Genomic DNA, 26185 nt, shown 5'->3' on the forward strand with positions numbered 1-26185 from the left:
TCGATACCATGCGTTACGACAGTACGCGTACCGCGAAGGGGTTGAACCGTGAGTCAGTCGAAGGCGGAGATGTTCGCGCCGGAAGGCGTGGACCTGGAACACCCCAACGTCGCGCGGGTCTACGACTACTACCTCGGTGGACGGGCCAACTACGCGGTGGACCGCGTCTTCGGCGAGAAGGCGCTGGAGCGCTACCCGTTCGTCGCGCCCGCCGCCAAGGCCAACCGCCTGTTCCTGCACCGCGTGGTGCGCTACCTCTGCAAGCAGGGGATCCGCCAGTTCATCGACATCGGCTCCGGTGTTCCGACGATGGGCAGCACCCACCAGGTCGCCGACGAGCTCGTGGACGACGCCAACTGCGTCTACGTCGACAACGAGCCGGTGGCCGTCGCGCACTCCCGCATCCTGCTCGAAGAGGAAGACGTCACCGACAGGCACCACGTGCTGCACGCCGACCTGCGCGAACCCGACCAGCTGTGGAAGGAGGTCGAGGAGAGCGGCGTCATCGACGTCGAGCAGCCGGTCGCGTTGCTCCTGATCGCCGTCCTGCACGTGACCCAGCCCGGCCCGAACGGCGAGGACATCGGTCCGGAGGCCGTCGCGCGCTTCCGCGAGCTGATGCCCGAGGGCTCCTACCTGGTGATCACCCACGGCACCGCTGACGACGTGCCGGACAAGCGCAAGCGGGAGATGGCCGAGTTCGGCAAGATGTACGACCAGTCTGCGACACCGGTGATCTGGCGTCCGCACGACGAGATCGAATCCTTCTTCGGCGACTACGAGCTCGTGGAGCCGGGCTGCACCTGGACTCCGCTGTGGCACCCGGAGGAGACCGGTGCGAACGCGCCGGTGATCGAGTTCGACAGCCCGAACGATTCGGTCGTGTGGGCAGGAGTCGCCCGCAAATCCTGATCAGCACCGCTCGCAGCCGCCGCGACCCGCTGGTCGCGGCGGCTGCGACGTCTGCCCGGAACCAGCACGCACCTGGCGCCGCTGGGTACGCTCGAAGCGATCACCTCGCCCGACGACCTCGGGAGGCACCCGTGCCCGAATGGCGCCCCCGCCCGCTGCGCAGGCGCGGCAGGCACCCCGAGCCGGTGATGCCCCATCGGGAATCCGCGCCCGAGCACTCGATGGAACCCCGATCCGCCGACGAGCGGCCACTGGCCGACCGGCCGCTGATCGACACCGCCATCTACCGCCACGGCGTCCGCATCTCCACCCCGGAGAGCCTCGGCGAGACCTACCGGCAGCTGCCCGGCGCGGACGGGACCATGGCCTGGATCGGCCTGTACCGGCCTGCCGAAGAGGAGCTGCTGGCCGCCGCCGACGAGTTCGACCTGCACAAGCTCGCGGTCGAGGACGCGATCGTCGCTCACCAGCGGCCGAAGATCGAGCGGTACGGGGACACGTTGTTCGTCGTGCTGCGCGCCGCCACCTACCTCGACGAGGTCGAGGAGGTCAGCTTCGGCGAGCTGCACCTGTTCGTCGGCCAGAACTTCGTGCTCACCGTCCGCCACGGCCAGGCCCCCGACCTGTCGGTCGTGCGGCGGCGGATGGAAACCGACCAGGACCTGCTGCGGCGCGGCCCCGAAGCCGTGCTCTACGCGGTGCTCGACCACGTCGTGGACGGGTACGCGCCGGTCATCGCCGGGCTGCAGAACGACATCGACGAGATCGAGACCGAGGTCTTCGACTCCGAGCCGCACGTGTCGCGGCGCATCTACGAGCTGTCCCGCGAGGTCATCGAGTTCCAGCGCGCGACCCGGCCGCTGCTGGCGATCCTGCGCAGCCTGGAGGCCGGGTTCGAGAAGTACCAGATCGACGAGGAGCTGCAGCGCTACCTGCGCGACGTCGCCGACCACGCCACGACCGTCGCCGAGCGCGTCGACGGGTTCCGGCAGATGCTCGACAACATCCTCACCGTGAACGCCACGCTGGTCACCCAGGCGCAGAACGAGGAGATGAAGCGCATGACCGAGGCCAGCTACGCGCAGAACGAGGAGATCAAGCGGATCTCCTCGTGGGCGGCGATCCTGTTCGCCCCGACGCTGATCGGCACGGTCTACGGGATGAACTTCGACGTGATCCCGGAGCTGCACTGGACGCTGGGCTACCCGTTCGCGATCCTGCTGATGCTCATGGTCTGCATCAGCCTCTACACCATCTTCAAGCGACGGAACTGGCTCTAGCTCAGACCTGGCGCTCGAAGGTCACCAGCAGTCCCTCGACGCCTCCCGGCCCCATGCGGCCCCTCACGTCGGCGCCGGTGATCGCCTTGAGCTGCCAGCCCTCGCCCGCGTGGTCGTTGAGCACCTTCTCCAACTTGTCACCGGACATCTTGCCGCCGAGCCACTTCTCGCGAAGCTCCACGACCTTGTACTCGTACGCCACGACGGCTCCCCCGTTTCCCGAACGTTCCCCACCGGTCAACGCTGCGCGCTCCCGCGGAGTTCCGCGCGCCGGCGGCCTCCGGTCACTCGAACGTGCCGACCTTGCGCAGATAGCAAGTGCCGCACATGGATTCGTAGCCGACGTCGCCCTCGATGGCGACCTGGCTGCCGTCCTGGGTGAACTCGCCGTTGACGGTGCGCGCGTTGAGAGTCGCCTTGCGACCGCAGCGGCAGATCGTCTTGAGCTCCTCGATGGAGTGCGCCAGCTCCATCAGCCGCAGGCTCCCCGGGAAGCCGCGGGTGCGGAAGTCGTTGCGCAGCCCGTAGGCGATCACCGGGATCCCGTCGAGCACCGCCAACCGAAAAAGGTCTTCGACCTGCTCGCCGGTGAGGAACTGCGCCTCGTCGACGAGCACGCAGTCCGGCACCCCCGCCGCCAGCACGACGTCCCGGACGGCGGTGCCGGCGTCGCAGACGAGATCGACCTCCCGCTCCACGTTGATGCGCGACAGCACCACGGGACTCTTGGTGTCGATCTCGGGCTTGACCACGAAGACGCGCTGCCCGCGTTCGGTGTAGTTGTGCGCGACCTGGATCAACGCGGTCGACTTGCCGGAGTTCATCGCCCCGTATCGGAAGTAGAGCTTCGCCACGACCGAACACGGTAGCCACACCCGATCACCCGGCGTACCCAGGCCCGTGTCCTGGCGGGGAGGTGAAACGAAAAAGCCCAGACCGTTGGCCTGGGCTTTGCGCTCCTCCGACTGGACTCGAACCAGTAACCCTTCGGTTAACAGCCGAATGCTCTGCCGATTGAGCTACGGAGGAATGTTCTCTTGTCGTCGACGCTCTCTCGCGCCGACGGGAACTACTTTAGCGGATGTCCCAAAGGCGTTTCACGGCACCCCCCGATTTTCTTCAGCACGAACATCTGTGCAGGTCACGCGCAGTGAGCGACGACGAAGACCCTGCGGAACGGGAACCAGGTCACGCCATCGGGCCGTTTCGGATAAGCGACCGAGAGGCGATGGGACAACTCGGTTCGGAACTCCGCCCACTCATCGTCGTCCAATGCCGCTCGCACCGGACGCAGAGCGGTTCCGCTCACCCACTCCAGCACCGGGTCGTCCCCGCGCAGCGCGTGCACGTAGGTCGTCTCCCAGGCGTCGACCTCGACGTCCGGATCGGCGAGCTCGTCGGCGTACTCCAGCGGGCCGCGCACGACGTCGTCGTGGCGCAGGACCCCGTCGAGCTTGCCGCGCCAGCGCTGCTCCGCGGCCAGCTCGCGGATGGTGGCGTGCGACGGCGCGTCGAAGTTGCCGGGGACCTGGAAGGTGAACCACGCACCGCTGGGCAGCTCGGACAACCAGCGGTGCAGCAGTTCGACGTGATCCGGGATCCACTGCAGGACCGCGTTGCACAGCACGACGTCGGAGTCCGGCTGCGGCTTCCAGTCCCGGACGTCCTCGACCCGCGCGGGAACACCCCGCGAGCGGGCCTCGTCCACCATCTCCTCCGACGAGTCCAGCGCCTCCACCTCGACGCCCGGCCAGCGGCCGGTGAGCAGCGAGGTCAGGTTCCCCGCACCGCATCCGAGATCGACGACCCGCCTGGGGCTCTCGGCGCGCACTCTGGCGATCAGGTCGAAGGCCGGGCGGTCGCGCTGATCGCTGAAGGTCAGGTACTTGCCGGGATCCCACATTCCGCCACCTCCGCTAGCAGTACGCCCGTACCGTATACCGGGTGTCCGATCGCGTCGAGGACGTTTCGAGGTGGAACGAACTCAGGAAGGCAGGTCGCGGGACTGCCGCAGGCTCTCCACCAGCGCGCCGACCAGGCGGTCGAGCGCCGGTTCGTCCGTGCCCGGGTCGGGCCGGATCTGCAGCTCGATGCCGTTGCGGCCGGGAACCTTGCGCTGGATGAACCAGGCGCCGCCACCCGGCAGGTCCCGGTGATGGCGGGACCGGATCGAGCGGTTGACGCGCTCGTGGACCACGTCCGGCAGCCTGCTCTCGCCGGTCAGCGCCAGGCGTTGAGGCCGCAGATCGCGCAGGTAGACCGCGCCGTCGACGTGCCGGGTCTCCTCGGCCTCGGTCACGGTGAGCACGTCACCGCCCCAGGCCGCCTTGCTGATCAAGTGCCAGCCGACCCTCCGACCCTCCGGGAGCCAGAGCCCCAGGTGGGTGGCCACCACCGAGCCGTCCTCGCAGGGCGCGACGGACAGGACGTGCTCATCGGGGTCGAGGCTGCCCGGGAAGTCCACCGGGACCTCGGCGGTTCCGCTCAACTTCGCCAGCAGCCTCTTGATCACAGAGTCGTCCCCATCGCCTGGTCCAGCAGAGCCTTGCGGTAGCCCTCCAAGGCGACCATGTCGCCGAACAGGGCGTTGTACTCCTCGGCGTCCTCCAGCGGCGACATCCGCTGGACCTTCGACTTGATGTCCGCGATCTGCCTGCTGACCAAGCGTTCTTGCAGCCGGGCGATGATCGCGCTCACGTAGCGCGGGTCGTCCTCGGTCGTCCACTCCAGAGCCTCGACCGCCAGCTGCGTGCACAGCCGGGCACCGATCTGGCTCTCGCACCGGTGCGAGACCGCGTCGACCAGGCCCGCCCCGCTCAGCCCCGAGGCCGTGCCGCCGGCGGCCAGCAACGCCTTCTGCACCTCGGCGTAGACCGGCTCGGTGAACGCCTCGGCGGGAAGCGAGTCGTAGAGCGGACCGGCCAGGGCAGGGACCTGCAGAGCCGCCTTGATGGCCTCCCGCTGCAACCAGCGGGGATCGTGCCTCGGCGGGCGCTGCGGCAGCTCGACGTCCATGCCCAGCGACTGCTGGTTCTCCTCGCGGCGGGGGCGGCGCTGCTTGCGGACCGGAGCGCCCGAGCTCTCCCGAACCCGCCTGACCACCTGGTTCTCGTCGTTCCAGCCCGCCCACCAGGCGAGCCGGGCCGCGTACCCGTCGCGGCTGGCCGGGTCCTTGATCTGGGCGATCAGCGGGACCGTGCGCTTGAGCGCGGCCACGCGGCCGTCCACCGAGTCCAGGTCGTAGTCGGTGAGCAGGCTTCGGATGGCGAACTCGAACAGCGGCCTGCGCCGGGCCACCAGGTCGCGCACGGCGGCGTCGCCCTGCGCCTCGCGCAGCTCGCACGGGTCCATGTTGTCCGGGGTGATGGCCACGTAGGTCTGGCCGGCGAACTGCTGCTCGCCGTCAAACGCCTTCATCGCCGCCTTCTGCCCGGCCTCGTCGCCGTCGAAGGTGAAGATGACCTCGCCGCGGAAGGCGTCGTCGTCCATCATCAGCCGCCGCAGCACCGAGATGTGCTCGTCGCCGAACGCGGTGCCGCAGGAGGCGACCGCGGTGGGCACGCCCGCCAGGTGCATGGCCATCACGTCGGTGTAGCCCTCGACGACCACGGCCTGCCTGCGCTTGGCGATCTCCCGCTTGGCCAGGTCGATGCCGAACAGCACCTGCGACTTGTTGAAGATCGGGGTGGCGGAGGTGTTGACGTACTTGGCCTCGATCGGGTCGTCGTCGAAGATCCGCCGCGCACCGAAGCCGACCACGTCACCGCCGAGGTCCTTCAGCGGCCACAGCAGCCGCCGGTGGAATCGGTCCATCGGACCGCGCCTGCCCTCGCGGGACAGGCCGCACTTGATCAGCTCGTCGACCTCGAAGCCCTTGGTCAGCAGCAGTTTCGTGAGCTTGTCCCAGCCGCTGGGCGCGAAGCCGCAGCCGAAGCGCTGGGCGGCGGCCTCGTCGAAACCGCGCGTGGTCAGGTACTCGCGGGCCGGTTGGGCCTCGGGCGAGCGCAGCTGCTCGGCGTAGAACTCGGCGGCGAGGCGGTGCGCCTCGACCATGCGCGAGCGGCTGCCGCGGTCGCGCTTCGGGCCCGGCGTGCCGCCCTCGTACTGCAGCTGGAGGCCGACCCGGTCGGCCAGCCGCTCCACGGACTCCACGAAGCCGAGGTGCTCGATCTTCATCATGAAGGCGATCACGTCGCCGCCCTCACCGCAGCCGAAGCAGTGGAAGGTTCCGTGGCTGGGGCGGACGTTGAACGACGGCGTCTTCTCGTCGTGGAACGGGCACAGGCCCTTCTGCGCGCCACCACCGGCGTTGCGCAGCGCGACGTACTCACCGACGACGTCGTCGATCCGGTTGCGATCGCGCACCTCGGCGATGTCGCTCTCCCGGATCCTGCCTGTCACGTCACCCAGTCTAGGGCCAAAGAGATCGGCCACGACCGGGTGTCCGCCCGGTGCGGCAGAATCGATCGCGTGAGGCCCGACACCAGCACGCTCGCCGCGGAGTTCGACCGGCACCGAAGCCGCTTGATCGGCCTCGGCTACCGGCTGACCGGACGGCTCGCCGATGCCGAGGACGCGGTGCAGGACGCCTGGCTGCGGCTGACCGACACCGACCACGACGAGATCCGCGACCTGGGCGGCTGGCTGACCACCGTGGTGAGCAGGCTGTGCCTGGACCGGATGCGCTCGGCCGCCGTGCGGCGTGAGAGCTACGTCGGCCCGTGGCTGCCGGAACCGCTGGTGAGCGCGGTGGATTCCGATCCGGGCGACATCGTGGCGGGCCAGGACGACCTGCGGATGGCGGCGATGCGGGTGCTCCACGAGCTGCCGCCGGACCAACGGCTCGCGCTGGTGCTGCACGACGGCTTCGAAGTGCCCTTCGCCGAGATCGCCGAGGTGCTGGGGTGCAGCGTTCCCACCGCGCGCCAGCACGCGTCGCGGGCGCGCCGGACGATGGTCGACGCCGCCCCGCCGGAGCGGGTCCCGCTGCCCGAGCAGCAGCGGGCGCTGGAGGACTTCCTGACCGCGGTGGCCGCCAAGGACCTCGCCGCGCTCACCCGTCTGCTGCACCCCTCGGCCACCGTCTACGGCGACAGCGGCGGCAAGGCCCGCACCGCGCGACGCCCGGTCATCGGCGCCGACAAGGTGGCGCGCTTCGCCATCGGGCTCATCGACAGGTACGGCGCGGAACTGCTCGGCGAGGCACGTCCGGTGCTGGTCAACGGCGACTTAGGCGTGATGCTGCCGGGCGACGGCGCCGGTGTGGCGCCTCGGGTGTTCGCGCTGGCCGTCCGCGACGGACGGCCAGCGGAGGTGTTCGACATCGTCAACCCGGACAAGCTGACCCGCGTGGAGTTCCACTAGGAACCGTTCGTGGTCGCGGCTGCGCCGCTCTCTCCACCCGGATCTAGGGCATCGGCACCCGGCAGGCCTCTCCGCTGGTGAAGCCCTGGGCGGTCAGGCCCAGCGCGTGGTTGACGCGGGTGCGCTGGTTCTCCACGGCGATCATGTAGGTCAGCTCGACCATGCCCTTGTGGCCGAGGCGCCGGTCGAGTTCGGCGACCTGCTCGTCGGTGACCTGCATGGGCTGCTCGGTCATCGCGTCGGCGTAGGCGATCACCAGCCGCTCCATCTCGGAGTACTTGTCCGAGGTGCGGTAGTCGTCGATCTCCTTGAGCCGGTCGATGTCCAGGCCCTCGTTGCGCTGCAGCATCGTGCCGAAGTCGACGCACCACGAGCAGCCGATCTTGGTGGCCACCCGGTAGACCGCCAGCTCGCGCAGGTTCGCCGGCAGCGCCTTGGCCGCCTTCTCCAGCGCCATCTCCGACACGCCGGCGGCCATCATCAGGCCCTGGTGGTGCGCGACCACGGTCAGCGGGTCCAGCACCGCGCCGTAGCGGCGCCGGGAGAACCGGTAGGTGAGCCTGGTCAGCAGGTTCGCTTCGCTGGTGGGCACGCCCGGAATGCGCGGCATGTGCTCGCTCCCTCCTCGCCACCCCGGTTTTCGGGGTTCGTCACCGGAGTGACGAGACAGGTCGCCGGAGCGTGACAGCTCAGCTCGGATCGGTGATGCGGGCCAGGAAGTAGAGCGCGCCGGTGTCGCGGTGGCGCACCAGGAACAGGAACGGGCGATCCACCTCGACGCGCACCGGTTCGGGTTCCCGGACGATGGCGGTCAGCCGCATCATCATCGCGGTCGCGGCCGCGCCTTCCAGGCCCGCCTCGTCGACGTCGAGAACCGACTCGTGCAGCACCTCCGAGACGCGCAGCGACCGGTCGGTCAGCGGGGTGAAGTCGGCGGCGGGGGTGAACAGGTCCCGCACGCCCAGCTCGCCGAGCGGTTCGGTGAGCTCCGCGCCGCCGGAAACCTTGAAGCGCGGCAGGAACAGCTCGACCTTGCGCTGCTCCAAGGCGCCGAGCAGGCCGGTCAGGCGCTCGGTGGTGAGCTCGGGTTCGGCGGTGGCCAAGTCACCGTCGGGGAGCAGGACGACCGCTTCCACTCCCCCGGCCGCCGGGAGCCCGACCGCCTGCCAGCCGTCGGTGGCGGCGTGGCCGAGGGTCCGCGCGGCCGTCATGGTGGGCACGTCGCGGTCGCCGTCAGGGGCGTGGAACGAGCGCTGGGTGGTCTTGGTCTTCTCGAACGCCTCGCGCCAGGAGACCTTCAAGTAGAGGGCGTTGACCAGGGCCGCGACGGTCTGCGGGTGGACCGCGCCGGTCGGCAGCAGCTCCGGGACGAGGTCCCGGGTGGTCTCGGCGACGTCGGCGTTGATCAGTTCGCGGGCCGCTTCCGGATCGTCCTGGAACGGGGCGTTGCGCACCGCGCTGCCTGGCCAGTCCTTGAGCGCCAGCCGGTAGGACTCCTCGATCGGCAGGTCCGCGTGCGCCCAGAGGGTGTTGGCGACCGCCAGCACCGGCTGCTCACCCGAAGCCGCGGCGAGCTCCGCGGCCGAGCCCAGCAGCTCCAGCAGGTTCGCCGGCTCGTCGCGCAGCGCGGCGACGAGTTCTTCCCTGGTGTTGCCACCGGTCGCGGTGGCCGCCAGCCCGAGCGCGCTGCTCACCGAGTACGGCGACCAGCAGAAGGTCTTGGTCGGCGGCGGAGCCAGCTTCCCGTGCAGTGCCAGGGCGAAGTCGAGGTGGTGGTTCACGTCCGCAGGGCTCCGTTCCGCGTCGAGGAGACTCGGGCTTGATCCGAGTCTGCCAGAGCGCGGCGCAGGGACCCGTCCGCGAACACTCCCGGTTTCTAGCCGGATTTCCCGTTCCCGAGCGCCTGCGGCGCAGCCACGAGCTGTGAAGACCACTCGCAGCTCGCACCGCCGCGGTTCTGACAAGTCTGCTGGCGAGGACGCCGTGCACCTGAGTTGGCGCCCGGAGCCAGAAGACGTGTCCGCTACCCGCCCCGCCCAGCAAGACGACCACCGAGAGGGGTCGTCAGCGGAGGGATTCCTCGATGTCGCTCAGACCCATGAGCCGGAGCTCCTGGGCGATGTACTCGGCGGCTCGCTGGCCCGCGGGGTCCTGCCAGCGAAGATCTTTGATCCAGTCGGCGAGGTTGTCCGCGTTGACGTACGGCTCGCCTCCGACGACGAGCTTCTGGATGTAGTGCCGGTTGCGCATTCGGGGTCTCCTCGCGGCCCGGCGTCGGGGGAACGACGGGCCGCCGCCGCTCGGCTCGGGATGCCGCGCGGTACGGGGATCAGGGCACATGCCGCCAACAGAACTGCCGGTCGACACTCTGGGTGAGGATTCTCCCCGACGACCCGAGATCCATTCACCCCCATTCGGATTAACGTCACATTGGTTTGGACACGCTATGTACATGGCGCTCATGCCAGATCACAGCCTGCGCATCCGTCAACGACGCGACCTGGTCCAGAACCACCCGATATCGGGACGAATCGTCCGAAGCTCGCATCCAGGCATCGTGCATCACCGGATCGAGTGAAGCCGGTGCGCTCTCGCTCAGCGCCTCGACGAGCTCGGCCAGCCGCTCCCGCTGCCTGGCCTGCATGCGCCGCCGATCGCCGTCGTGCAGCACGTAGCGCACCGCCATCGCCTTGAGCACCGTCACCTCGGCGACGGCCTTCTCCGGCAGCACCAGGTCCGCGCGGTAGCGGGTCAATCCGGGCCCGAAGCGCGCCACCGTGCCACCGACCGCCGCGGCCACGAACCGGCCGACGAGCTCGCTGGTCAGCCGCTTCAACGCGACCTGCGCCGACAGCGTCCCGTCGTAGTCGAGGACCGCGGCCACCACCGGCCAGCGCACCAGCTCCTCGGCCGCCTGCTCCAGCAGCGCGGTCTCGCCGCTGCGCAGGAACCGGTCGTCCGCCAGCTTCGCGATCTGCGCGCGCTCCTGCGGATCGGTCAGCGCCCGCAACGAGATCCGCCCGGAGATCACCGCGTCCTCGACGTCGTGCACCGAGTAGGCCACGTCGTCGGCCCAGTCCATGATCTGCGCCTCCAGGCAGCGCCGGTGATCCGGCGAGCCGTCGCGCAGCCACTCGAAGACCTCCAGGTCGTCGTCGTAGACGCCGAACTTGATCTCACCCGGCCGCTTGCGCCACGGGTACTTCGTCGCCGCGTCCAGGCAGGCGCGGGTCAGGTTCAGGCCACGCCCTACCTCGCCGGAATCGGTGACCTTCGGCTCCAGCCTGGTGAGGATCCGCAGCGTCTGCGCGTTGCCCTCGAACCCGCCGTGCCCGGCCGCCAGCTCGTTGAGCGCGCGCTCGCCGTTGTGCCCGAACGGAGGGTGCCCGATGTCGTGGGCGAGACCGGCGGTGTCCACCAGATCGGGGTCGGCGCCCAGCGCGGAGGCGATGCCCCGCCCGATCTGCGCGACCTCCAGCGAGTGCGTCAACCGGGTTCGCGGCACGTCGGCGCCCTCGTTCGGCCCCATCACCTGCGTCTTGCCCGCCAGCCTGCGCAGCGCGGCGGAGTGCAGCACGCGAGCGCGGTCGCGCGCGAACGGGGTGCGGTCGTCGGGGTGCGACGACGCGGCCTCCTTCGGCGCCTCGGGGTGCAGCCGCTGGAGGTCGTGCTCGCCGTACCCGGCCAGTTTCGAGCTCATCGCAGTGAGGCTAAGCCCCGAACACGACAACCCCACACCACGACCCAGAAAACGGAGTCAACTGGAACCTCGAGCACGAGCCTGAGCCGCTGCTTCAAGTGCGGGACTCAGCCGGCACCGCCGCGGGTTCTGAGGCGGTTCTCCTGTGAGGACGTGTCGACGTGGTGTATTGGCATACATGAGTCGGCGCGCCCGGAGCAGGAGGACCGCCTCAGGTTCCGCCACCCGCACCGCTACGCAGAACGACCACAGAAGAAGAAGCTCATCCGAGGCCGTCTCCGTTTAGTTCTGCTGGGGCGTGGGTCAGCCGGTAGAACAGCAGAGCGCCCGTCTCCCGGACGATGTACTTCATCTGGATCTCGCGGGTCTGGACCACGGGGCCCGAGCGGGCCGGGGAGGCCCACGCTTCGAGGCCCATGTCGTTGGCCATGGTCCGAGCCCGCAGCGAGTGCCACGGGTCGCTGACGATCAGCGCGCTGTCCCAGCGGCGCTGATCGGCCAGGTCCGACACCGCCTGCATGCTGCCGAGGGTGTCGCTGCCGACGTCGACCTCGACGATCTTGTCGCGCGGAACGCCGTTGTCCACCAGCCAGCTCTTGCCGGCCTGGGCTTCGGTGTAGGCGTCACCGGTCTTGCGGCCGCCGACGGTGACGATGTAGTCGGTGAGCCCGTCCTCGTAGAGGCCGAGGGCCTGCTTGAGCCTCGCTTCGAGGATGTCCGAGGGTTTGCCGTGGTACTGCGCGGCACCCAGCACCACCACGATGTCCACCGGCTGCCGGTCGTCCGCGCGGGCCACCTGCCACACGCGGACCGCCGTGCCGCCGACCACCAGGATCGTCACCAGCAGCGCGCCGACCAAGGCGCGCGCGACGATGCGACCGGTCCGCGACCGGTGGGCGGGATGATGTGCGCTCACCGGGGCATCCTCGCAGATCCACCACCGGCCGCGAGCGGGCCGGGCCAGCAGCGAAATCGACCTGGTGCTCCGGACTTCCGCATCGGGCTCAGCAACCGATCAGCCGGGCGCCCAGGTACTCCTCCAGCTTGTCGATGGCCACGCGCTCCTGGCTCATCGTGTCCCGTTCGCGCACCGTCACGGCGTGATCGGACAGGGTGTCGAAGTCGACCGTCACGCAGAACGGCGTGCCGATCTCGTCCTGCCGCCGGTAGCGGCGGCCGATCGCACCGGCGTCGTCGAAGTCGACGTTCCAGTTGCGGCGCAACGTCGCGGCCACGTCGCGGGCCTTCGGCGAGAGCTCGGCGTTGCGCGACAGCGGCAGCACCGCGGCCTTCACCGGGGCCAGGCGGCGGTCCAGCTTGAGCACGACGCGCTTGTCCACACCGCCCTTGGCGTTGGGCGCCTCGTCCTCGGTGTAGGCGTCGATCAGGAACGCCATCATCGGACGTCCCACGCCCGCCGCCGGTTCGATCACGTACGGCCGGTACCGGGAGTTGCTGGCCTGGTCGAAGTAGGTCAGGTCGACGCCCGAGTGGTTGGAGTGCGTGGTGAGGTCGAAGTCGGTGCGGTTGGCGATGCCCTCCAGCTCGCCCCACTCCTGACCGCCGAAGCGGAACCGGTACTCGATGTCCACGGTCCGCTTGGCGTAGTGCGACAGCTTCTCCTTCGGGTGCTCGAACTCCCGGAGGTTGTTCGCGTCGATGCCCAGCTCCGTGTACCAGCGCATCCGCTGGTCGATCCAGTACTGGTGCCACTGCTCGTCCTCGCCGGGCTCGACGAAGAACTCCATCTCCATCTGCTCGAACTCGCGGGTCCGGAAGATGAAGTTGCCGGGCGTGATCTCGTTGCGGAAGCTCTTGCCGATCTGGCCGATGCCGAACGGCGGCTTCTTGCGCGCGGTGGTCATCACGTTGGCGAAGTTGACGAAGATGCCCTGGGCGGTCTCGGGCCGCAGGTAGTGCATGCCCTCCTCGGACTCCACCGGCCCCAGGAAGGTCTTGAGCATCATGTTGAACTCGCGCGGCTCGGTGTACTGGCCGCGGTTGCCGCAGTTCGGGCACGGGACGTCCGTGAGGTCGTCCTCGGTGACCTCCTTGCCGGTGCGCTCGGAGTACTCCTCGGCGAGCTGGTCGGCGCGGAAGCGGCGGTGGCAGGAGGTGCACTCCACCAGCGGGTCGTGGAAGGCGCCGACGTGGCCGGACGCCTCCCACACCTGGCGCGGCAGGACCACCGAGGAGTCCAGGCCGACGACGTCGTCGCGGCCCTGCACCATGTGCTTCCACCACTGGCGCTTGATGTTGTCCTTGAGCTCGACGCCGAGCGGTCCGTAGTCCCAGGCCGACCGGGTACCGCCGTAGATCTCGCCGGACGGGAAGACGAATCCGCGGCGTTTGCAGAGACTGACGATCGTGTCGATCTGGTCGGCGGGCACGTTCACTCCGGAATTTCACTGGAAAACACATCGGACCAGCCGGTCGAGCTGGAGTTTCCCAGCGTACCGATGGCGCGGGCTCCGCATCCCGGCCGGGCCGTGAGCGCTGCGGGACCACCCGCTCGCGGCGGGTGACAGCACCCGGTATCGACCGATCGGGGCGCTCACCTGCTACCCGTAGGATGGTGCGCGTGGAACGTCATGGCGTGGCCCCCGGCCAGAGCAGCGCTCCGCGTCCGGACCGGCCGGAGGACCACGTCCACTCGCCGGACCGCGACGTGCGGCCGGTTCCGGTGCGCGACCAGCGGGTCCTGCACGACGCGGGTGAGCTGCTGCGCGCGCTGGCCGCGCCGGTGCGCATCGCGATCGTGCTGCAGCTGCGCACGTCGGAGCGCTGCGTGCACGAGCTGGTCGACGCGCTGGGCGTGGCGCAGCCGCTGATCAGCCAGCACCTGCGGGTGTTGAAGTCGGCGGGGGTGGTCTTCGGCGAGCGGCACGGCCGCGAGGTCATGTACCGGCTGGTCGACGAGCACTTGGCGCATATCGTGGTGGATGCGGCGACGCACGCCGAGGAGACCGCCCGCGCACGGACGGACGACGACGCAGACGACGGCGGACAGGAGACGGAGACAGCGTGACCACCGGCCAGGAGCCCACCGTAGGCGTACCGGGACTGCGCGCCACCAAGCAGCGGGCTGCGGTGTCGCAGTTGCTCGACCACGTCAACGACTTCCGCTCGGCCCAGGAGCTGCACGAGGAGCTGCGGCGACAGGGCGAGGGCATCGGTCTGACGACCGTGTACCGAACGCTGCAGACGCTCGCCGACGCCGGCGAGGTCGACGTGCTGCGCACCGCCTCCGGCGAGGCCGTCTACCGGCGCTGTTCGAGCCACCACCACCATCACCTGCTGTGCCGGCACTGCGGTCGCACCGTCGAGGTCGCCGACCCACCGGTGGAGAACTGGGCCGAGCGCATCGGCCAGGAACACGGCTTCTCCGACGTCAGCCACACGGTGGAGATCGTCGGCACCTGCCCGGACTGCACCGCCAAGGGCCACTGAAGGACTGGTTGAAAGGCATGCGGCGGAGCCGCATCCTCTTTCACCACGCTGGCAACTGGCACCGCCGCGGGTTCTGAGCGGCTTCGTGGCGAGTACGCCGCGACGCCGATGTCCACCCCTTGGGTAAGCGGAATACATCAGGAGTGGCGCACGGAGTCCACGAAGCCGCTGCGCTCTCCCCTTCGGGGGTTTCCGCCACCCGCACCGCCACGCAAAGCGAGCGCTCACCACTCCTAGTACTCGTAGGTGTCCGGTGGGGCTGGGATCTGTTCGATCGTGAGCGGATCGACCGTGGGGACGTAGTCGTTGGCTTCGGTGGCCGTGCCCGGGCGCAGGCGGCCGGTGATCTCGATCCAGGTGTCGGCCGGGAGCCCTTCGGCCCGCGGGCTGGCGAGGTCGATCTTGACGGCGGTGGCGTCGGCAGCGCAGCAGCTGATCCGCATCCTGGCCAGCTGGGTGGTCTCCGGCGTCGGGTGCACGACGAACCCCTGCAGGCGGACGGTCCGGTGGTTGAGCTCGCCGGTGTCGTCCCAGACCACGCGGGTCAGGAACTCCGACATGCTCAGCGTCGGCGCCTCGCCGGGTGGCAGCGGGGGGAACCGGGCCTGGCTGGGGGCCGCCGGGGCGCCTGCGGCGCGGTCGCGGGTGACCGAGTCCGAGCCCAGCGCGGGCGGGGCGATCAGGAAGATCGCGAACACCGGCAGCAGCAGCATCCAGGGGCTGCGGGTGCCGTGCTCGTGCTGGTCCACGGCCTGCCCGGCGCGGACGTCGCGGACGATGGCGAATCCGGCGAGCCCGATCATCACCAGCCCGGCGGCGATCAGCCACGGCTGCAGCGAGGGTTTGACGTAGCGCAGGAAGTCGCCGGTCAGCGAGATCTTCAGCAGCGCACCGCCGAGCAGCACCAGCAGGATGTTCTGGCTCTCCCGCCGCATCACGCACCTCCCAGCAGCACGGCGCCCACGGCGCACGCGCATCCGATCGCGACCAGGAACGTCGCCGGTGCGAAGCGGGCGGCGAAGCGGCGGCCGAAGGCGCCGGACTGCAACGCGATCAGCTTCAGGTCCACCGCCGGACCGACCACCAGGAACACCAGCTTCGGCAGCAGCGGCAGGCCGGGCATGGAGGCGACCACGAACGCGTCGGCCTCGCTGCACAGCGCCAGCACCACGGCGAGCACGGCCATGACCAGCACGCCGAGCACGATCTGACCGCCCAGCGTCTCCAACCACGCCGCGGGCACCAGGACGTTGAACACCGCCGAGGTCAGCCCGCCCAGGACCAGGAAGCCGCCGGCCTCCACCAGGTCGTGCCGCGCGGACTCGGCGAACACCGCCCACCGACCTCCTTGGGTCTGATGCGCTTCGACGCGGCGCAGCGCGCGCTCGGCCAGCCACTCGGCGCGTCCGAGCTTGGCCCACAGCCAGCCCATCGCGCAGGCGGTCAGCAACGAGCCGAGGAAGCGGGCGGGCACCATCCACGGGTCGGCGGGGAACGCCACGGCTGTGGAGACCAGGACGACCGGGTTCACCGCCGGTGCGGCCAGCAGGAACGCGAGCGCGGCCGCCGGGGCGACTCCCTGCTGCATCAGCCGCCGCGCCACGGGCACCGAGGCGCACTCGCAGCCGGGCAGCGCCACGCCGGCGAGCCCGGCGACCGGTACCGCCGCTCCCGTGCGCGCCGGCAGGGCCCGGTGCAGCACGCGCGGTGGCACGAACGCCGCGATCAGGCCGCTGACCAGCACGCCGAACACCAGGAACGGCATCGCCTGCACGCACACGGCGACGAACACGGTCGATCCGGTGCGCAGCGCGGGCACGTCCAGGACCGCCGTCAGCTGCGGCTGGAAGATCACGGCGAGCACCAGCAGCCCGCACATCACCTCCAGCGAGGTGATCACGGGACGGCGCGTCCGCTGCGGCTCGACGATCTCGGTCACGGCCGCAATCGTGCCAGTGCCGCGAGGGCATCGTTGCGGGCTCGGCCCCCGGTGTGACGAAACCCCAGTTCACCCGGGGTTCCGACACACCACGGCATCACCCGCGCGGGTGCTCTCGGTTCGCGCGGAGAAGCGAGCTCCGCTGGGTCAGACCGGGCCCTCGGACTCCGCGAGGAGCTCCGAGCGCAGCTGCGACGCCGTCGCGACGACCAGCATCAGCAGGGTGCCCAGCGGCGAGGGGTCCATGCCCTCCGCCGGGAACGCGTACCGCAGCGTCACGTCCACGCCCCGCTCGGTGCGCACCACGCCCAGCGTGCCGAACAGTCCTTGGCCCGCGCGTTCGGCGACGGACTGCGCCAGCTCGTCACCCGCGGGCAGGTCCCACGCGACGACGCAGGTCAGGCTCAGCACGGTCAGGCCCTCGGCCAGCTGCATCGCCTGAACCGCGCACGGCACCTCGGAGTGCCTGAACGTCAGCGCACCGTCGTCGTCGACGTGCACGTCGTGGTAGTTCTCGAGCGCTTCCTTGGCCGCGGTCATCAACCGCGCGGTGGTAGCGGCCTCTTGGGTCATCAATTAGCCCTCCTGGGCCGACGTGGCTGTCGCCGACCGATCGATTGCACCGCCGAAGCGGCGGTCCCGGCGCGCGTACTGCTCGCACGCCTGCCAGAAGTGCGTGCGATCAACGTCGGGGAACAGCGTGTCCTGGAAGACCATCTCGGCGTAGGCGGACTGCCAGAGCAGGAAGTTCGACGTCCGCTGCTCGCCCGACGGTCGGATGAACAGGTCCACGTCCGGCATCTCCGGCTGGTAGGTGTACTTGGCGATGGTGCGCTCGTCCACCTTCTCCGGGTTGATCTTCCCGGCGGCCGCCAGTCGCGCGATCTCCCGCGCGGCGTCGCCGACCTCCGCCCGACCACCGTAGTTCACGCACATCGTCAGGTTGAGGACTTCGTTCCCAGCGGTTCGAACCTCGGCCGCTTGCAGGGTGTTGACCACGCTGCGCCACAGCTTCGGCTTGCGCCCCGCCCAGCGCACCCGCACGCCCATCTCGTCGAGCTCGTCGACGCGGCGAGCGATGACGTCCCGGTTGAAGCCCATCAGGAAGCGCACCTCTTCCGGGCTGCGCTTCCAGTTCTCCGTGGAGAACGCGTACAGCGAAAGCCACTTCACGCCGAGCTCGATGGCGCCCTTGGCCAGCTCCAGCACCACCGCCTCGCCGCGCTTGTGGCCCTCGACGCGCGGCAACCCGCGCTCGTTGGCCCAGCGACCGTTGCCGTCCATCACCACCGCGACGTGGTTGGGCACGAACTCCGGCGGCAACGCCGGCGGCTTGGCCCCCGAGGAGTGCGGCTCAGGTGCCCGAACGGTCGGGTCGTCCTTGCCTCGCCCACGGCGTCGCAACATATCCAGGTTCTCCTTCGGCGTGCTCGACGTGCGCGGCCATTGTCCCCGCCGAGCTCGATCATCAGTTCAGCGGCCGCCCGCTCTCCCCGTCCGCGGCTCCGACCAGCGCCGCTTCCGAAGCGCGTTCGCGGATCAGCTCGGGAACGGTCCGCTCCACCAACGGCAACGACCGCAACTGCCGCTCCATGTACCACTGCAGGTGCGCGGCGACCAGACCGCTGGCCTCCCGGCGAACCGGTCCGGTGGCGGCCTCGGCGGTGTCCCAGTCACCGTGCAGCAGCGCCTCCATCAGCGGCAAGGTCAGCGCCGAAGGCCTGACCGAACCGGCGGGCCTGCACGTCGCGCACACCGCGCCACCGGCCTGCACGTTGAACGCGGCGTGCGGACCGCCCTGCCCGCAGCGGGCGCACTCGGTCAGCGCGGGTGACCAGCCGGCGAAGGACATCGCACGCAGCAGGAACGCGTCGAGCACCTGCGAGGAATCGCGGTCCCGCCCGGACAGGGCGCGCAGCGCCCCGACGGCCAGCAGGTACAGGCGCAGCACCGGCTCGCCCTCCTCGGCGGCCAGCCGGTCGACGGTCTCCAGCACCGCGCAGGCGGCGGTGTAGCGCTGGTAGTCCTCGACGATCTGCACGCCGAAGGCGTCGACGGTCTGCACCTGGGTGATGACGTCGAGCGTGCGACCGGTGTAGAGCTGCACGTCGACGTGGCAGAACGGCTCGACCCTGGCGCCGAAGCGGGAGGTCGTCCGGCGCACGCCCTTGGCGACCGCGCGCACCTTGCCGTAGCGCCGGGTCAGCAGCGTGATGATCCGATCCGCCTCACCCAGCTTCTGCACCCGCAGCACGACCGCGGTATCCCGGTAGAGGCTCACCGGTCCATTTTCGCACTTCGGGGTGACGAGCAGGCGAGTTGTCCCTAGGTGCGCAGCGCGGGGACGGCGTTGCGGATTAGGACCCAGGCCACTACCACCGCCAGCAGGACCTGCGGTGACCAGCGCCAACGAGTCCACGTCGGCAGGCGGCGGCCGAGACGGCCGGCGACCCACGCCGTCCAGGACCAGGCGAGCAGCGGCAGGAGCAGCACGGCGAGGGCGTTGTAGTGCAGGGCCGCGGGGAGGTCGCCGTGCAGGAGGCTGAACAGCATCCGCGTGCCGCCGCAGCCCGGGCAGTCGAAGCCGGTCAGGAGCTTGATCGGGCACGGCGGCAGCGGGAAACCGGCGTCCGAGGTGGGATCGGCGGCCAGCACGAGCGCGGCGCCCGCGCAGCCCGCCAGCACCGACGCACCGGGCAAGCGCATCCGGTGGAGAAACAACGATGCCGGCGCGGGTCGTCCCGCACCGGCATCGACGTCAGTCAAGGGTCACCACTGCTGCGGCTGGCCGTAGCCCTGCTGCGGGGGCTGGCCGTAGCCGAGTGCCTGCGGGGCCTGCTGCCCCTCCGGGACCACGACCACGACGGTCTTGACGATCTTGTCCGCCCAGGTCTGCTTCTTCTCGTCCCACAGCGGGGAGAGCCAGCCGATGGGCAGACCGCAGATCGCCGAGTCCACGACGTGGCAGATCTGGCGCAGGAAGGCGTTGCCGAAGCCGATCGGCTGACCGGTGGCCTCGCCGACCGTCTTGATCTTGGCGACCTTCTGGCCGAGCGTCTGCCCGGTCTTCCCGCGCCGGTAGCAGGTGTTCCAGATGGTGAACCCCAGCAGACCCAGGTAGAGCAGGCCCATGATGATCCCGACGACGATCAACGCCGTCATCGCCGCGTCCTCGTCACCACCGCTGGCGACGGCACCCATGATGAAACCGGAGATGATGTACAGCAGGAAGAACACGGCTCCGGGGATCGCGCCGTCGATCAGGTAACCGAGCACTCGGGTTCCCCACTCGGCGAGCTGACCGGCCGGGTGGGCACCCGGCGCGCCGTAGGGCTGCGGCGGGTACTGCTGCGGGTAGCCCTGCTGCGGCGGGTAAGGCTGCTGCGGCTGGGGGCCCGACGGCGGACCGAAGGGCTGCTGCGGCTGCGGGCCCGAGGGCGGGCCGCCGTAGGGCTGCTGCGGACCGGACGGCGGGCCGCCGTAGGGGTAGTTCACGACAGAAGTCCTTTTTCCAGGTTTTTTCGGGGAGTCTCCGGCCCGCTGCGAGGCCGATCGGAAACGTAGCTCAGACGCGCGTGCGTCGTGGGCGGTTCCGGAAAAGCCACCTGGAAAAAGTGATCAGAACCCCAGTTTGCGGAGCTGCTTGGGATCGCGCTGCCAGTCCTTGGCGATCTTGACGTGCAGATCGAGGTAGATCTTGCTGCCCAGCAGCGCTTGGATCTGCCTGCGCGCCTGGGAGCCGACCGTGCGCAACCGCTCTCCGCCGCGGCCGATGACGATGGCCTTCTGGCTGGAGCGCTCGACGTAGATCAGCGCGTGCACGTCGATCAGGTCGTCGCGGCCCTCGCGCGGGTTCATCTCCTCGACGGTGACCGCCAGCGAGTGCGGCAGCTCGTCGCGCACGCCCTCCAGCGCGGCTTCGCGGATCAGCTCGGCGATCAGCGTCGTTTCCGGCTCATCGGTCAGCTCGCCGTCCGGGTACAGCTGCGGGCCTTCCGGCAGCTGCGAGACCAGCACGTCGGAGAGCTCGTCGACCTGGAAGGAGTCCTTCGCCGACACCGGGATGAGCTCGGCGAAGTCCATCACCTCCTGCAGCGCCAGCAGCTGCTCGGCGACCTGCTGCTTGGGCACCAGGTCGGTCTTGGTGACGACCCCGACGACGGGGGTGCGGCGGGAGACCTTCTTGAGCTGCTCGGCGATGAAGCGGTCGCCGGGACCGACCTTCTCGTCGGCGGGCACGCAGAAACCGACGACGTCCACTTCGGACCAGGTCTCGTAGACCAGGTCGTTGAGCCTGCGGCCGAGCAGGGTGCGCGGGCGGTGCAGGCCGGGGGTGTCGACGATGATCAGCTGGGCGTCGGGGCGGTGCACGATGCCGCGGATCGCGTGCCGGGTCGTCTGGGGCTTGCTGGAGGTGATCGCCACCTTCGTTCCGACCAGGCGATTCGTCAGCGTCGACTTGCCGGCGTTGGGTCGGCCGACGAAGCAGGCGAATCCGGAACGGTGGGCATCTTCGGAGGTCACCGCCCCATTGTGACGGGCCCCCGTCCCCACCTGCTCACCACCCACCGCACGCCCCGGTCCCCACCTTCCCGCACCACGGGTGACCGGATTTCAGTGGAACTCCGGGACCAGATTTCAGTGGAACTCCGGGACCGGACTTCAGTGGAGATCGGGACCCTGAGTTCCACCGAAATCGGGGTCCCGAGTTCCACTGAAATCGGGTCAGTCCGCGATGAGGGCTTGGGCCTCGCCCTTGGCGTTGGCCCGGAGGATCGGGGTGTTCTTGGTGAGGTCGTGGGCGGCCGCGACCGAGGCGTGGTCGAGGGTTTCCGCGTCGGTGACGACCGCGGCGGCCTCCAGGCCCTCGGCGCCGCTGGAGACGGCAGCGGCCACGGCGGCCTGCAGGGCCGTGAGCTTCAGGGACGACAGGTCCACCGTGGTGGCCGCGTAGGTGCGGCCGTCGGTGTCGCGGACCGCCGCGCCTTCGGCGGCGCCGTTGCGGGCGCGGGAGGAACGCGCGAGCGTGACGATCTTGGCGTCCTCCGGGTCGAGCTCCTGCGGTGCCGCCTTCTCGACGTGCTCAGCCACGGCTGTTGCTTCCCTCCTGGTCGGCACCGCGCAGCGGTGCTTGATCGGTGTTCACCCGGTGGACCAGCAACGCGTTGATGCGGATCCGGCCCCGGTGGTCCTTGCCGCCCTCGGCGCGCAGCCGAAGGCCGGCGATCTCGGTCTCGGCACCCGGCAGCGGCACCCGGCCCAGCCGTTGCGCCAGCAGACCGCCGACGGTCTCCACGTCGGAGTCGTCGAGCTCGACGTCGAACAGCTCCCCCAGGTCCTCGACCGGGAGCCGGGAGCTCACCCGGACGGTGCCGTCCTCCATGTGCTCGACCGGGCGGTGCTCCTCCCGGTCGGACTCGTCGGTGATCTCGCCGACGATCTCCTCCACGATGTCCTCGATGGTCAGCAGCCCGGCGGTGCCGCCGTACTCGTCGACGGCGATGGCGAGGTGACCGCGCGAGATCTGCATCTCGCGCAGCAGCTCGTCGAGCCGCTTGGTGTCGGGCACGAAGGTCGCGGGCCGCATCAGCTCCACCACCGCGGGCCCTGCGGCGTCGGTGGTCTCCAGCACGATGCGGGTGAGGTCCTTGAGCGTGACCAGGCCGACGATGTCGTCGACGCTGTCACCGATCACCGGGATCCGGGAGAAGCCCGAGCGCAGGCACAGCGCGAGCGCCTGCCGAGCCGATTTGGTCTGCTCGATCCAGATGATCTCGGTGCGCGGCACCATCACCTCGCGCGCGAGGGTGTCGCCGAGCTCGAAGACCGAGTGGATCATCTCCCGCTCGCCCGCGGCCACCACGCCGCGCTCACCGGCCAGGTCGACCAGCTCGCGCAGCTCCACCTCGGTGGAGAACGGTCCCTCGCGGAAGCCCTTGCCGGGCGTGATCATGTTGCCGATCAGGATCAGCAGCCGGGTCAGCGGGTTCAGCAATCGGGCCAGCACGCGGACCGGCACCGCGATCTTCAGGCCGATGCCGTACGGGTGCTGCCTGCCGAGCGTGCGCGGTCCGACGCCGACCAGCACGTACGAGGCGACCAGCATGATCAGCACCGCGACGACCAGCGCCCAGGCCTCTGACTCCGCGACGCGCAGCGCCACCACCGTGACCAGCACGGTCGCGCCCATCTCGCAGGCGAGGCGGAGCAGGAGCAGCAGGTTGACGTGCCTGGGCCGGTCGCCGAGCAGCAGGACGAGCTGCTTCGCGCCGGTGCGGCCCTGGCGGGCCAGGTCTTCGGCGCGCGCGTGGGAGGCCACGGTGATGGCCGCCTCGGAGGCGGCGAACACCCCGGCCGCGAGCACCAGCAGCACCGCGAGCACCAAGAACGCGGTGGAACCGGCCAACTCCACTCCCCTAGTTCACCGGAGCCGGGCCCGCGCCCGGCTCGTCGTCCAGACCGACCGCGCCCAGGACCTTGTCGTCCGCGCTGCGCTGAGCCTGCGCCCGCTCGGCCTCGTCACGCGCCTCGCGGTACTCGGCCAGGATTCGGTTCTGCAGCCCGAACATCTCGCGCTCCTCCTCCGGCTCGGCGTGGTCGTAGCCGAGCAGGTGCAGGACGCCGTGCACGGTCAGCAGGTGCAGCTCGTCGAGAGTGCTGTGACCGGCCTTCTTCGCCTGGTCCTTGGCGAAGGCGGGGCACAGCACGATGTCGCCGAGCAGCGCCGGACCGGAACCGGCCGAGTCCGGGCGGCGGGCCGAGTCGTACTCGTCCATCGGGAAGGACATCACGTCGGTGGGGCCGGGCAGGTCCATCCACCGCTCGTGCAGGTCGGCCATCACGTCGAGGTCCACCAGCACTATGGACAGCTCGGCGAGCTGGCTGACGCTCATCTTGTCGAGCGCGAAGCGGGCCACCGAGACGATCGTCTCCTCGGGCACCGCGACGCCGGATTCGTTGGCAATCTCGATGGTCATGCTCGTCCTCGTCGCTGGCCGTTGCGCCGTTCATCGTGCTGGTCGGCGTCGTTGATCGCGTGCCAGCGGTCGTAGGCGTTGACGATGTCGGTGACCAGCCGGTGCCGCACCACGTCGTGGCTGTCCAGCTGGGAGAAGTGCACGTCGTCGACGTCGTCCAGGATGTTCTGCACCATCTTCAGGCCGCTGCGCTGGCCCCCGGGCAGGTCGATCTGGGTGACGTCGCCGGTGACCACGATCTTGGAGCCGAAGCCCAAGCGGGTCAGGAACATCTTCATCTGCTCGGGCGTGGTGTTCTGCGCCTCGTCCAGGATGATGAAGGAATCGTTGAGCGTGCGCCCGCGCATGAAGGCCAGCGGAGCGATCTCGATCGTCCCCGCCTGGGTCAGGCGCGGCACGGATTCCGGATCGACCATGTCGTGCAGCGCGTCGTACAGCGGCCGCAGGTAGGGGTCGATCTTCTCGTAGAGGGTGCCGGGCAGGAATCCCAGCCGCTCGCCGGCCTCGACGGCCGGGCGGGTGAGGATGATCCGGTTTACCCGCTTGGCCTGCAACGCCTGCACGGCCTTGGCCATGGCCAGGTACGTCTTGCCGGTACCGGCGGGGCCGATGCCGAACACCACGGTGTGGTGGTCGATGGCGTCGACGTAGCGCTTCTGGTTGAGCGTCTTGGGGCGGATGGTCCGACCGCGCCGCGACACGATGTCCAGGCTGAGCACGTCGGCCGGCGACTCGTTGTGGTCGGCCGAGAGCATCCCCACGCTGCGGCGGACGATGTCGGGATTGAGCTGGCTGCCCTTGCCGATGAGGGCGATGAGCTCGGCGAACACCCGTTCCGCGAACGCGACCTCCGCAGGCTCCCCGGAGAGAGTCACCTCGTTGCCCCGGACATGGACGTCGGCGGTGAGCAGGTCCTCGACGACCCGCAGGTTCTCGTCCCGGCTACCCACCAGCGTCAGCACGACGTCGTCGGGGATGTTCACCTTGGACTGAGCCGTTGCGGTCTGCGGCTGCTCTCCGGACTGGGCGGCGGCGCCACCCGCTGCGATACCGGCCACGTAGTTCGGGCCTACCTTCTGCGCGTTGCGCGCGGGTCGTTCGGTCAGTTCTCCCTGGCACCGATGGTAGTCCAAAGGAGCAACCGAGTTGCCTACATGCTCCCCCGGAACGCGCCGGTCAGCCCTTGAGCGGACCGCCGGTCATGCCACCGAGCCATTCCCCGCCGAGCAGGTGCAGGTGCACGTGGAAGATGGTCTGACCCGCGTCGGCGTTGGTGTTGAACAACAACCGGTAACCGGGCTCGGAGATTCCCTCCGCCTTCGCGATCTCGTGCGCGGTGGTGATCAGCTCGCCCAGCAGCTCCGGGTCGGCGGCGGCCAGTTCGGCGACGTTGCGGTACCGCTCCTTGGGGATGACCAGCACGTGCGTCGGGGCCTGCGGGTTGATGTCGCGGATCGCGATGACCCGCTCGTTCTCCCGCACGATGTCGGCCGGGATCTCCCGCGCGATGATGCGCAGGAACAGCTCCTTCTCCTCGCTCATGCCCCGAAGGCTAGCTGAAGTCGATGTTCGAGCCGCGGGCGGAAGTGGCTCCATCTTTGAGGTGCTGCGCCGCAACCGGGGCTGGGGGGAGTGCTCCACTTGCGGCGCAGCTCTCGCCGGACCAAGGGGGGAGGAGTCCGGCGAGTGCGGAGAACCCGATGCCCGTGCGACACCGGTGACGACGTTGCTCGTCGCACTCTCGCCGCCACCGAGCGTATCCCCGCGTCAGTCGATCGCGCTACGCAAACGGAGAAGTTCTGGATCTTGGTGACCCGAGGTGTCAGGACCAGCGGGTGGTCACAGCCCCCAGCGCCCCCAGCGCCACGGCTGCGGCGGTCGAGGCCCGCAGAACCGTGTGCCCCAGGCGGGTGACCTGCGCTCCGGCGTCACCCAAGGCGGTGAGCTCGTCGTCGGTGATGCCGCCCTCCGGGCCCACCACCAGCAGCACCTCGCCGGAGCCCGGCAGATCGGCGGAGGTCAGCGGGCCGGTCGCCGACTCGTGCAGGACCAGCGCGGCGTCGGCCTCGGCGATGAGCGCGGCGAGCTGCTTGGTGCTGACCGGCTCGGTGACCTCGGGCGTCCAGGCCCGGCGGGCCTGCTTCGCCGCTGCCGCCGCGGTGCTGCGCCAGCGCGCCAGGGCCTTGGCACCGCGCGGCCCGTCGTCCCACTTGGCCACGCAGCGGGACGCGCGCCACGGCACGACGGCGTCGACACCCGCCTCGGTCGCCAGTTCGACGGCGAGCTCGCCGCGATCGCCCTTGACCAGCGCCTGGACCACCCGGACGCGCAGCTCCGGCTGCGGCTCGTGCCAGGTCTCCGACACGGCCAACCGCAGCGAATCGCGTTCGGCGGCCTCGACGACGCAGCGCGCCATGCCGCCCTGCGCGTCGGAGAGCAGCAGCTCTTCGCCGACGCGCAGGCGGCGCACGGTTGCGGCGTGCTTGCCCTCGGGGCCGTCCAGCGTGGTGGATCCGGCCGCGGGCAACCGCTCCACCGAGAAGACCGGCAGCGACACGGGCTG

At 69.9% G+C, this 26185-nt stretch carries 30 protein-coding genes and 1 tRNA gene; 5 read left to right on the forward strand and 26 right to left on the reverse strand.

Annotated elements, in window-relative coordinates:
- The first annotated feature begins 48 nt into the window (after positions 1-48).
- Together AB0J78_RS24180 and AB0J78_RS24185 are read left to right on the forward strand one after the other, a co-directional pair.
- The gene (locus AB0J78_RS24180; protein WP_363792678.1) at positions 49-912 is read left to right on the forward strand and encodes an SAM-dependent methyltransferase; all 864 of its coding nucleotides are present in this window, start codon (positions 49-51) and stop codon (positions 910-912) included.
- A 131-nt stretch (positions 913-1043) separates the two neighbouring features.
- Positions 1044-2192, forward strand: a complete 1149-nt coding sequence (locus AB0J78_RS24185; protein WP_363792680.1) for a magnesium and cobalt transport protein CorA — start codon at positions 1044-1046, stop codon at positions 2190-2192.
- Between the two features lies 1 nt (position 2193).
- On the opposite strand, the gene AB0J78_RS24190 is transcribed toward AB0J78_RS24185, so the two are convergent.
- The 6 genes from AB0J78_RS24190 to dnaG all read right to left on the reverse strand — a co-directional run bounded on the left by AB0J78_RS24190 (position 2194) and on the right by dnaG (position 6593).
- Positions 2194-2394, reverse strand: coding sequence for a DUF4177 domain-containing protein (locus AB0J78_RS24190; protein WP_210971473.1), 201 nt, complete (start codon positions 2392-2394; stop codon positions 2194-2196).
- Between the two features lie 82 nt (positions 2395-2476).
- The gene (locus AB0J78_RS24195) at positions 2477-3046 is read right to left on the reverse strand and encodes a thymidine kinase (protein ID WP_363792682.1); all 570 of its coding nucleotides are present in this window, start codon (positions 3044-3046) and stop codon (positions 2477-2479) included.
- 102 nt (positions 3047-3148) lie between these two features.
- Positions 3149-3221: transfer RNA gene (locus tag AB0J78_RS24200), tRNA-Asn, on the reverse strand.
- A 112-nt stretch (positions 3222-3333) separates the two neighbouring features.
- On the reverse strand, positions 3334-4095 hold the full coding sequence (locus AB0J78_RS24205; protein WP_363792684.1) for a trans-aconitate 2-methyltransferase: 762 nt from the start codon (positions 4093-4095) through the stop codon (positions 3334-3336).
- Positions 4096-4176: 81 nt separating this feature from the next.
- The gene (locus AB0J78_RS24210) at positions 4177-4704 is read right to left on the reverse strand and encodes a hypothetical protein (protein ID WP_363792686.1); all 528 of its coding nucleotides are present in this window, start codon (positions 4702-4704) and stop codon (positions 4177-4179) included.
- Entirely contained in the window at positions 4701-6593 is a 1893-nt protein-coding gene (dnaG, locus tag AB0J78_RS24215) for a DNA primase (RefSeq protein WP_363792688.1), read from the reverse strand. The genes AB0J78_RS24210 and dnaG overlap by 4 nt, the downstream gene beginning before the upstream one ends.
- 69 nt (positions 6594-6662) lie before the next feature.
- On the opposite strand from dnaG, the gene AB0J78_RS24220 reads away from it, so the two are divergent.
- Entirely contained in the window at positions 6663-7556 is an 894-nt protein-coding gene (locus tag AB0J78_RS24220) for a sigma-70 family RNA polymerase sigma factor (protein WP_363792690.1), read from the forward strand.
- 43 nt (positions 7557-7599) lie between these two features.
- Here the strand turns inward: AB0J78_RS24220 and AB0J78_RS24225 are convergent, their stop codons facing one another.
- The 6 genes from AB0J78_RS24225 to AB0J78_RS24250 form a co-directional block, all read right to left on the reverse strand.
- Positions 7600-8166 carry a carboxymuconolactone decarboxylase family protein gene (locus tag AB0J78_RS24225; RefSeq protein ID WP_363792692.1) on the reverse strand — a complete coding sequence of 189 codons (567 nt, stop codon included), beginning with the start codon at positions 8164-8166 and terminating at the stop codon, positions 7600-7602.
- Between the two features lie 79 nt (positions 8167-8245).
- Entirely contained in the window at positions 8246-9337 is a 1092-nt protein-coding gene (locus AB0J78_RS24230; RefSeq protein WP_363792694.1) for a serpin family protein, read from the reverse strand.
- A 283-nt stretch (positions 9338-9620) separates the two neighbouring features.
- On the reverse strand, positions 9621-9806 hold the full coding sequence (locus AB0J78_RS24235) for a hypothetical protein (RefSeq protein ID WP_093420954.1): 186 nt from the start codon (positions 9804-9806) through the stop codon (positions 9621-9623).
- Between the two features lie 175 nt (positions 9807-9981).
- The gene (locus AB0J78_RS24240; RefSeq protein WP_363792696.1) at positions 9982-11256 is read right to left on the reverse strand and encodes a deoxyguanosinetriphosphate triphosphohydrolase; all 1275 of its coding nucleotides are present in this window, start codon (positions 11254-11256) and stop codon (positions 9982-9984) included.
- Positions 11257-11518: 262 nt separating this feature from the next.
- Complete coding sequence (locus AB0J78_RS24245; protein ID WP_363792698.1) at positions 11519-12172, reverse strand: YdcF family protein; 654 nt, start codon at positions 12170-12172, stop codon at positions 11519-11521.
- Positions 12173-12260: 88 nt separating this feature from the next.
- Entirely contained in the window at positions 12261-13646 is a 1386-nt protein-coding gene (locus tag AB0J78_RS24250; RefSeq protein ID WP_363792700.1) for a glycine--tRNA ligase, read from the reverse strand.
- 278 nt (positions 13647-13924) lie between these two features.
- On the opposite strand from AB0J78_RS24250, the gene AB0J78_RS24255 reads away from it, so the two are divergent.
- Complete coding sequence (locus tag AB0J78_RS24255) at positions 13925-14284, forward strand: metalloregulator ArsR/SmtB family transcription factor (RefSeq protein ID WP_363792833.1); 360 nt, start codon at positions 13925-13927, stop codon at positions 14282-14284.
- Entirely contained in the window at positions 14281-14706 is a 426-nt protein-coding gene (locus tag AB0J78_RS24260; RefSeq protein WP_363792702.1) for a Fur family transcriptional regulator, read from the forward strand. Before AB0J78_RS24255 ends, AB0J78_RS24260 begins: the two co-directional genes overlap by 4 nt.
- Before the next feature lie 233 nt (positions 14707-14939).
- Here the strand turns inward: AB0J78_RS24260 and AB0J78_RS24265 are convergent, their stop codons facing one another.
- The 14 genes from AB0J78_RS24265 to AB0J78_RS24330 form a co-directional block, all read right to left on the reverse strand.
- Positions 14940-15641 (reverse strand): TIGR03943 family protein, encoded by a 702-nt coding sequence (locus tag AB0J78_RS24265; protein ID WP_363792704.1) that lies wholly within the window; start codon positions 15639-15641, stop codon positions 14940-14942.
- Positions 15641-16585: a permease gene (locus AB0J78_RS24270; RefSeq protein ID WP_363792835.1), complete on the reverse strand. Its 945-nt coding sequence runs from the start codon at positions 16583-16585 to the stop codon at positions 15641-15643. Before AB0J78_RS24270 ends, AB0J78_RS24265 begins: the two co-directional genes overlap by 1 nt.
- A 207-nt stretch (positions 16586-16792) precedes the next feature.
- The gene (locus AB0J78_RS24275; RefSeq protein ID WP_363792706.1) at positions 16793-17218 is read right to left on the reverse strand and encodes a hypothetical protein; all 426 of its coding nucleotides are present in this window, start codon (positions 17216-17218) and stop codon (positions 16793-16795) included.
- Between the two features lie 3 nt (positions 17219-17221).
- Positions 17222-18052 carry an isoprenyl transferase gene (locus AB0J78_RS24280; protein WP_363792708.1) on the reverse strand — a complete coding sequence of 277 codons (831 nt, stop codon included), beginning with the start codon at positions 18050-18052 and terminating at the stop codon, positions 17222-17224.
- A gap of 61 nt (positions 18053-18113) precedes the next feature.
- A complete protein-coding gene (gene recO, locus AB0J78_RS24285; RefSeq protein WP_363792710.1) occupies positions 18114-18926 on the reverse strand; it encodes a DNA repair protein RecO in 813 nt (270 codons plus the stop codon).
- A gap of 44 nt (positions 18927-18970) precedes the next feature.
- Positions 18971-19411 carry a DUF2752 domain-containing protein gene (locus AB0J78_RS24290; RefSeq protein ID WP_363792712.1) on the reverse strand — a complete coding sequence of 147 codons (441 nt, stop codon included), beginning with the start codon at positions 19409-19411 and terminating at the stop codon, positions 18971-18973.
- 3 nt (positions 19412-19414) lie between these two features.
- Positions 19415-20140, reverse strand: coding sequence for an RDD family protein (locus AB0J78_RS24295; protein ID WP_363792714.1), 726 nt, complete (start codon positions 20138-20140; stop codon positions 19415-19417).
- A gap of 123 nt (positions 20141-20263) precedes the next feature.
- On the reverse strand, positions 20264-21169 hold the full coding sequence (gene era, locus AB0J78_RS24300; protein WP_132680833.1) for a GTPase Era: 906 nt from the start codon (positions 21167-21169) through the stop codon (positions 20264-20266).
- 201 nt (positions 21170-21370) lie between these two features.
- Positions 21371-21736 carry a cytidine deaminase gene (locus AB0J78_RS24305; RefSeq protein WP_363792716.1) on the reverse strand — a complete coding sequence of 122 codons (366 nt, stop codon included), beginning with the start codon at positions 21734-21736 and terminating at the stop codon, positions 21371-21373.
- Positions 21729-23051, reverse strand: coding sequence for a hemolysin family protein (locus AB0J78_RS24310; RefSeq protein WP_363792718.1), 1323 nt, complete (start codon positions 23049-23051; stop codon positions 21729-21731). Before AB0J78_RS24310 ends, AB0J78_RS24305 begins: the two co-directional genes overlap by 8 nt.
- 10 nt (positions 23052-23061) lie before the next feature.
- A complete protein-coding gene (gene ybeY / locus AB0J78_RS24315) occupies positions 23062-23622 on the reverse strand; it encodes an rRNA maturation RNase YbeY (RefSeq protein WP_363792720.1) in 561 nt (186 codons plus the stop codon).
- Positions 23619-24671 carry a PhoH family protein gene (locus tag AB0J78_RS24320; RefSeq protein WP_363792837.1) on the reverse strand — a complete coding sequence of 351 codons (1053 nt, stop codon included), beginning with the start codon at positions 24669-24671 and terminating at the stop codon, positions 23619-23621. The genes ybeY and AB0J78_RS24320 overlap by 4 nt, the downstream gene beginning before the upstream one ends.
- Before the next feature lie 127 nt (positions 24672-24798).
- Entirely contained in the window at positions 24799-25164 is a 366-nt protein-coding gene (locus AB0J78_RS24325) for a histidine triad nucleotide-binding protein (protein WP_363792722.1), read from the reverse strand.
- A gap of 280 nt (positions 25165-25444) precedes the next feature.
- Positions 25445-26179: a 16S rRNA (uracil(1498)-N(3))-methyltransferase gene (locus AB0J78_RS24330; protein ID WP_363792724.1), complete on the reverse strand. Its 735-nt coding sequence runs from the start codon at positions 26177-26179 to the stop codon at positions 25445-25447.
- Between the last annotated feature and the right edge of the window lie 6 nt (positions 26180-26185).

The organism is Saccharopolyspora sp. NPDC049426 (assembly GCF_040676935.1).
GTDB lineage: Bacteria > Actinomycetota > Actinomycetes > Mycobacteriales > Pseudonocardiaceae > Saccharopolyspora.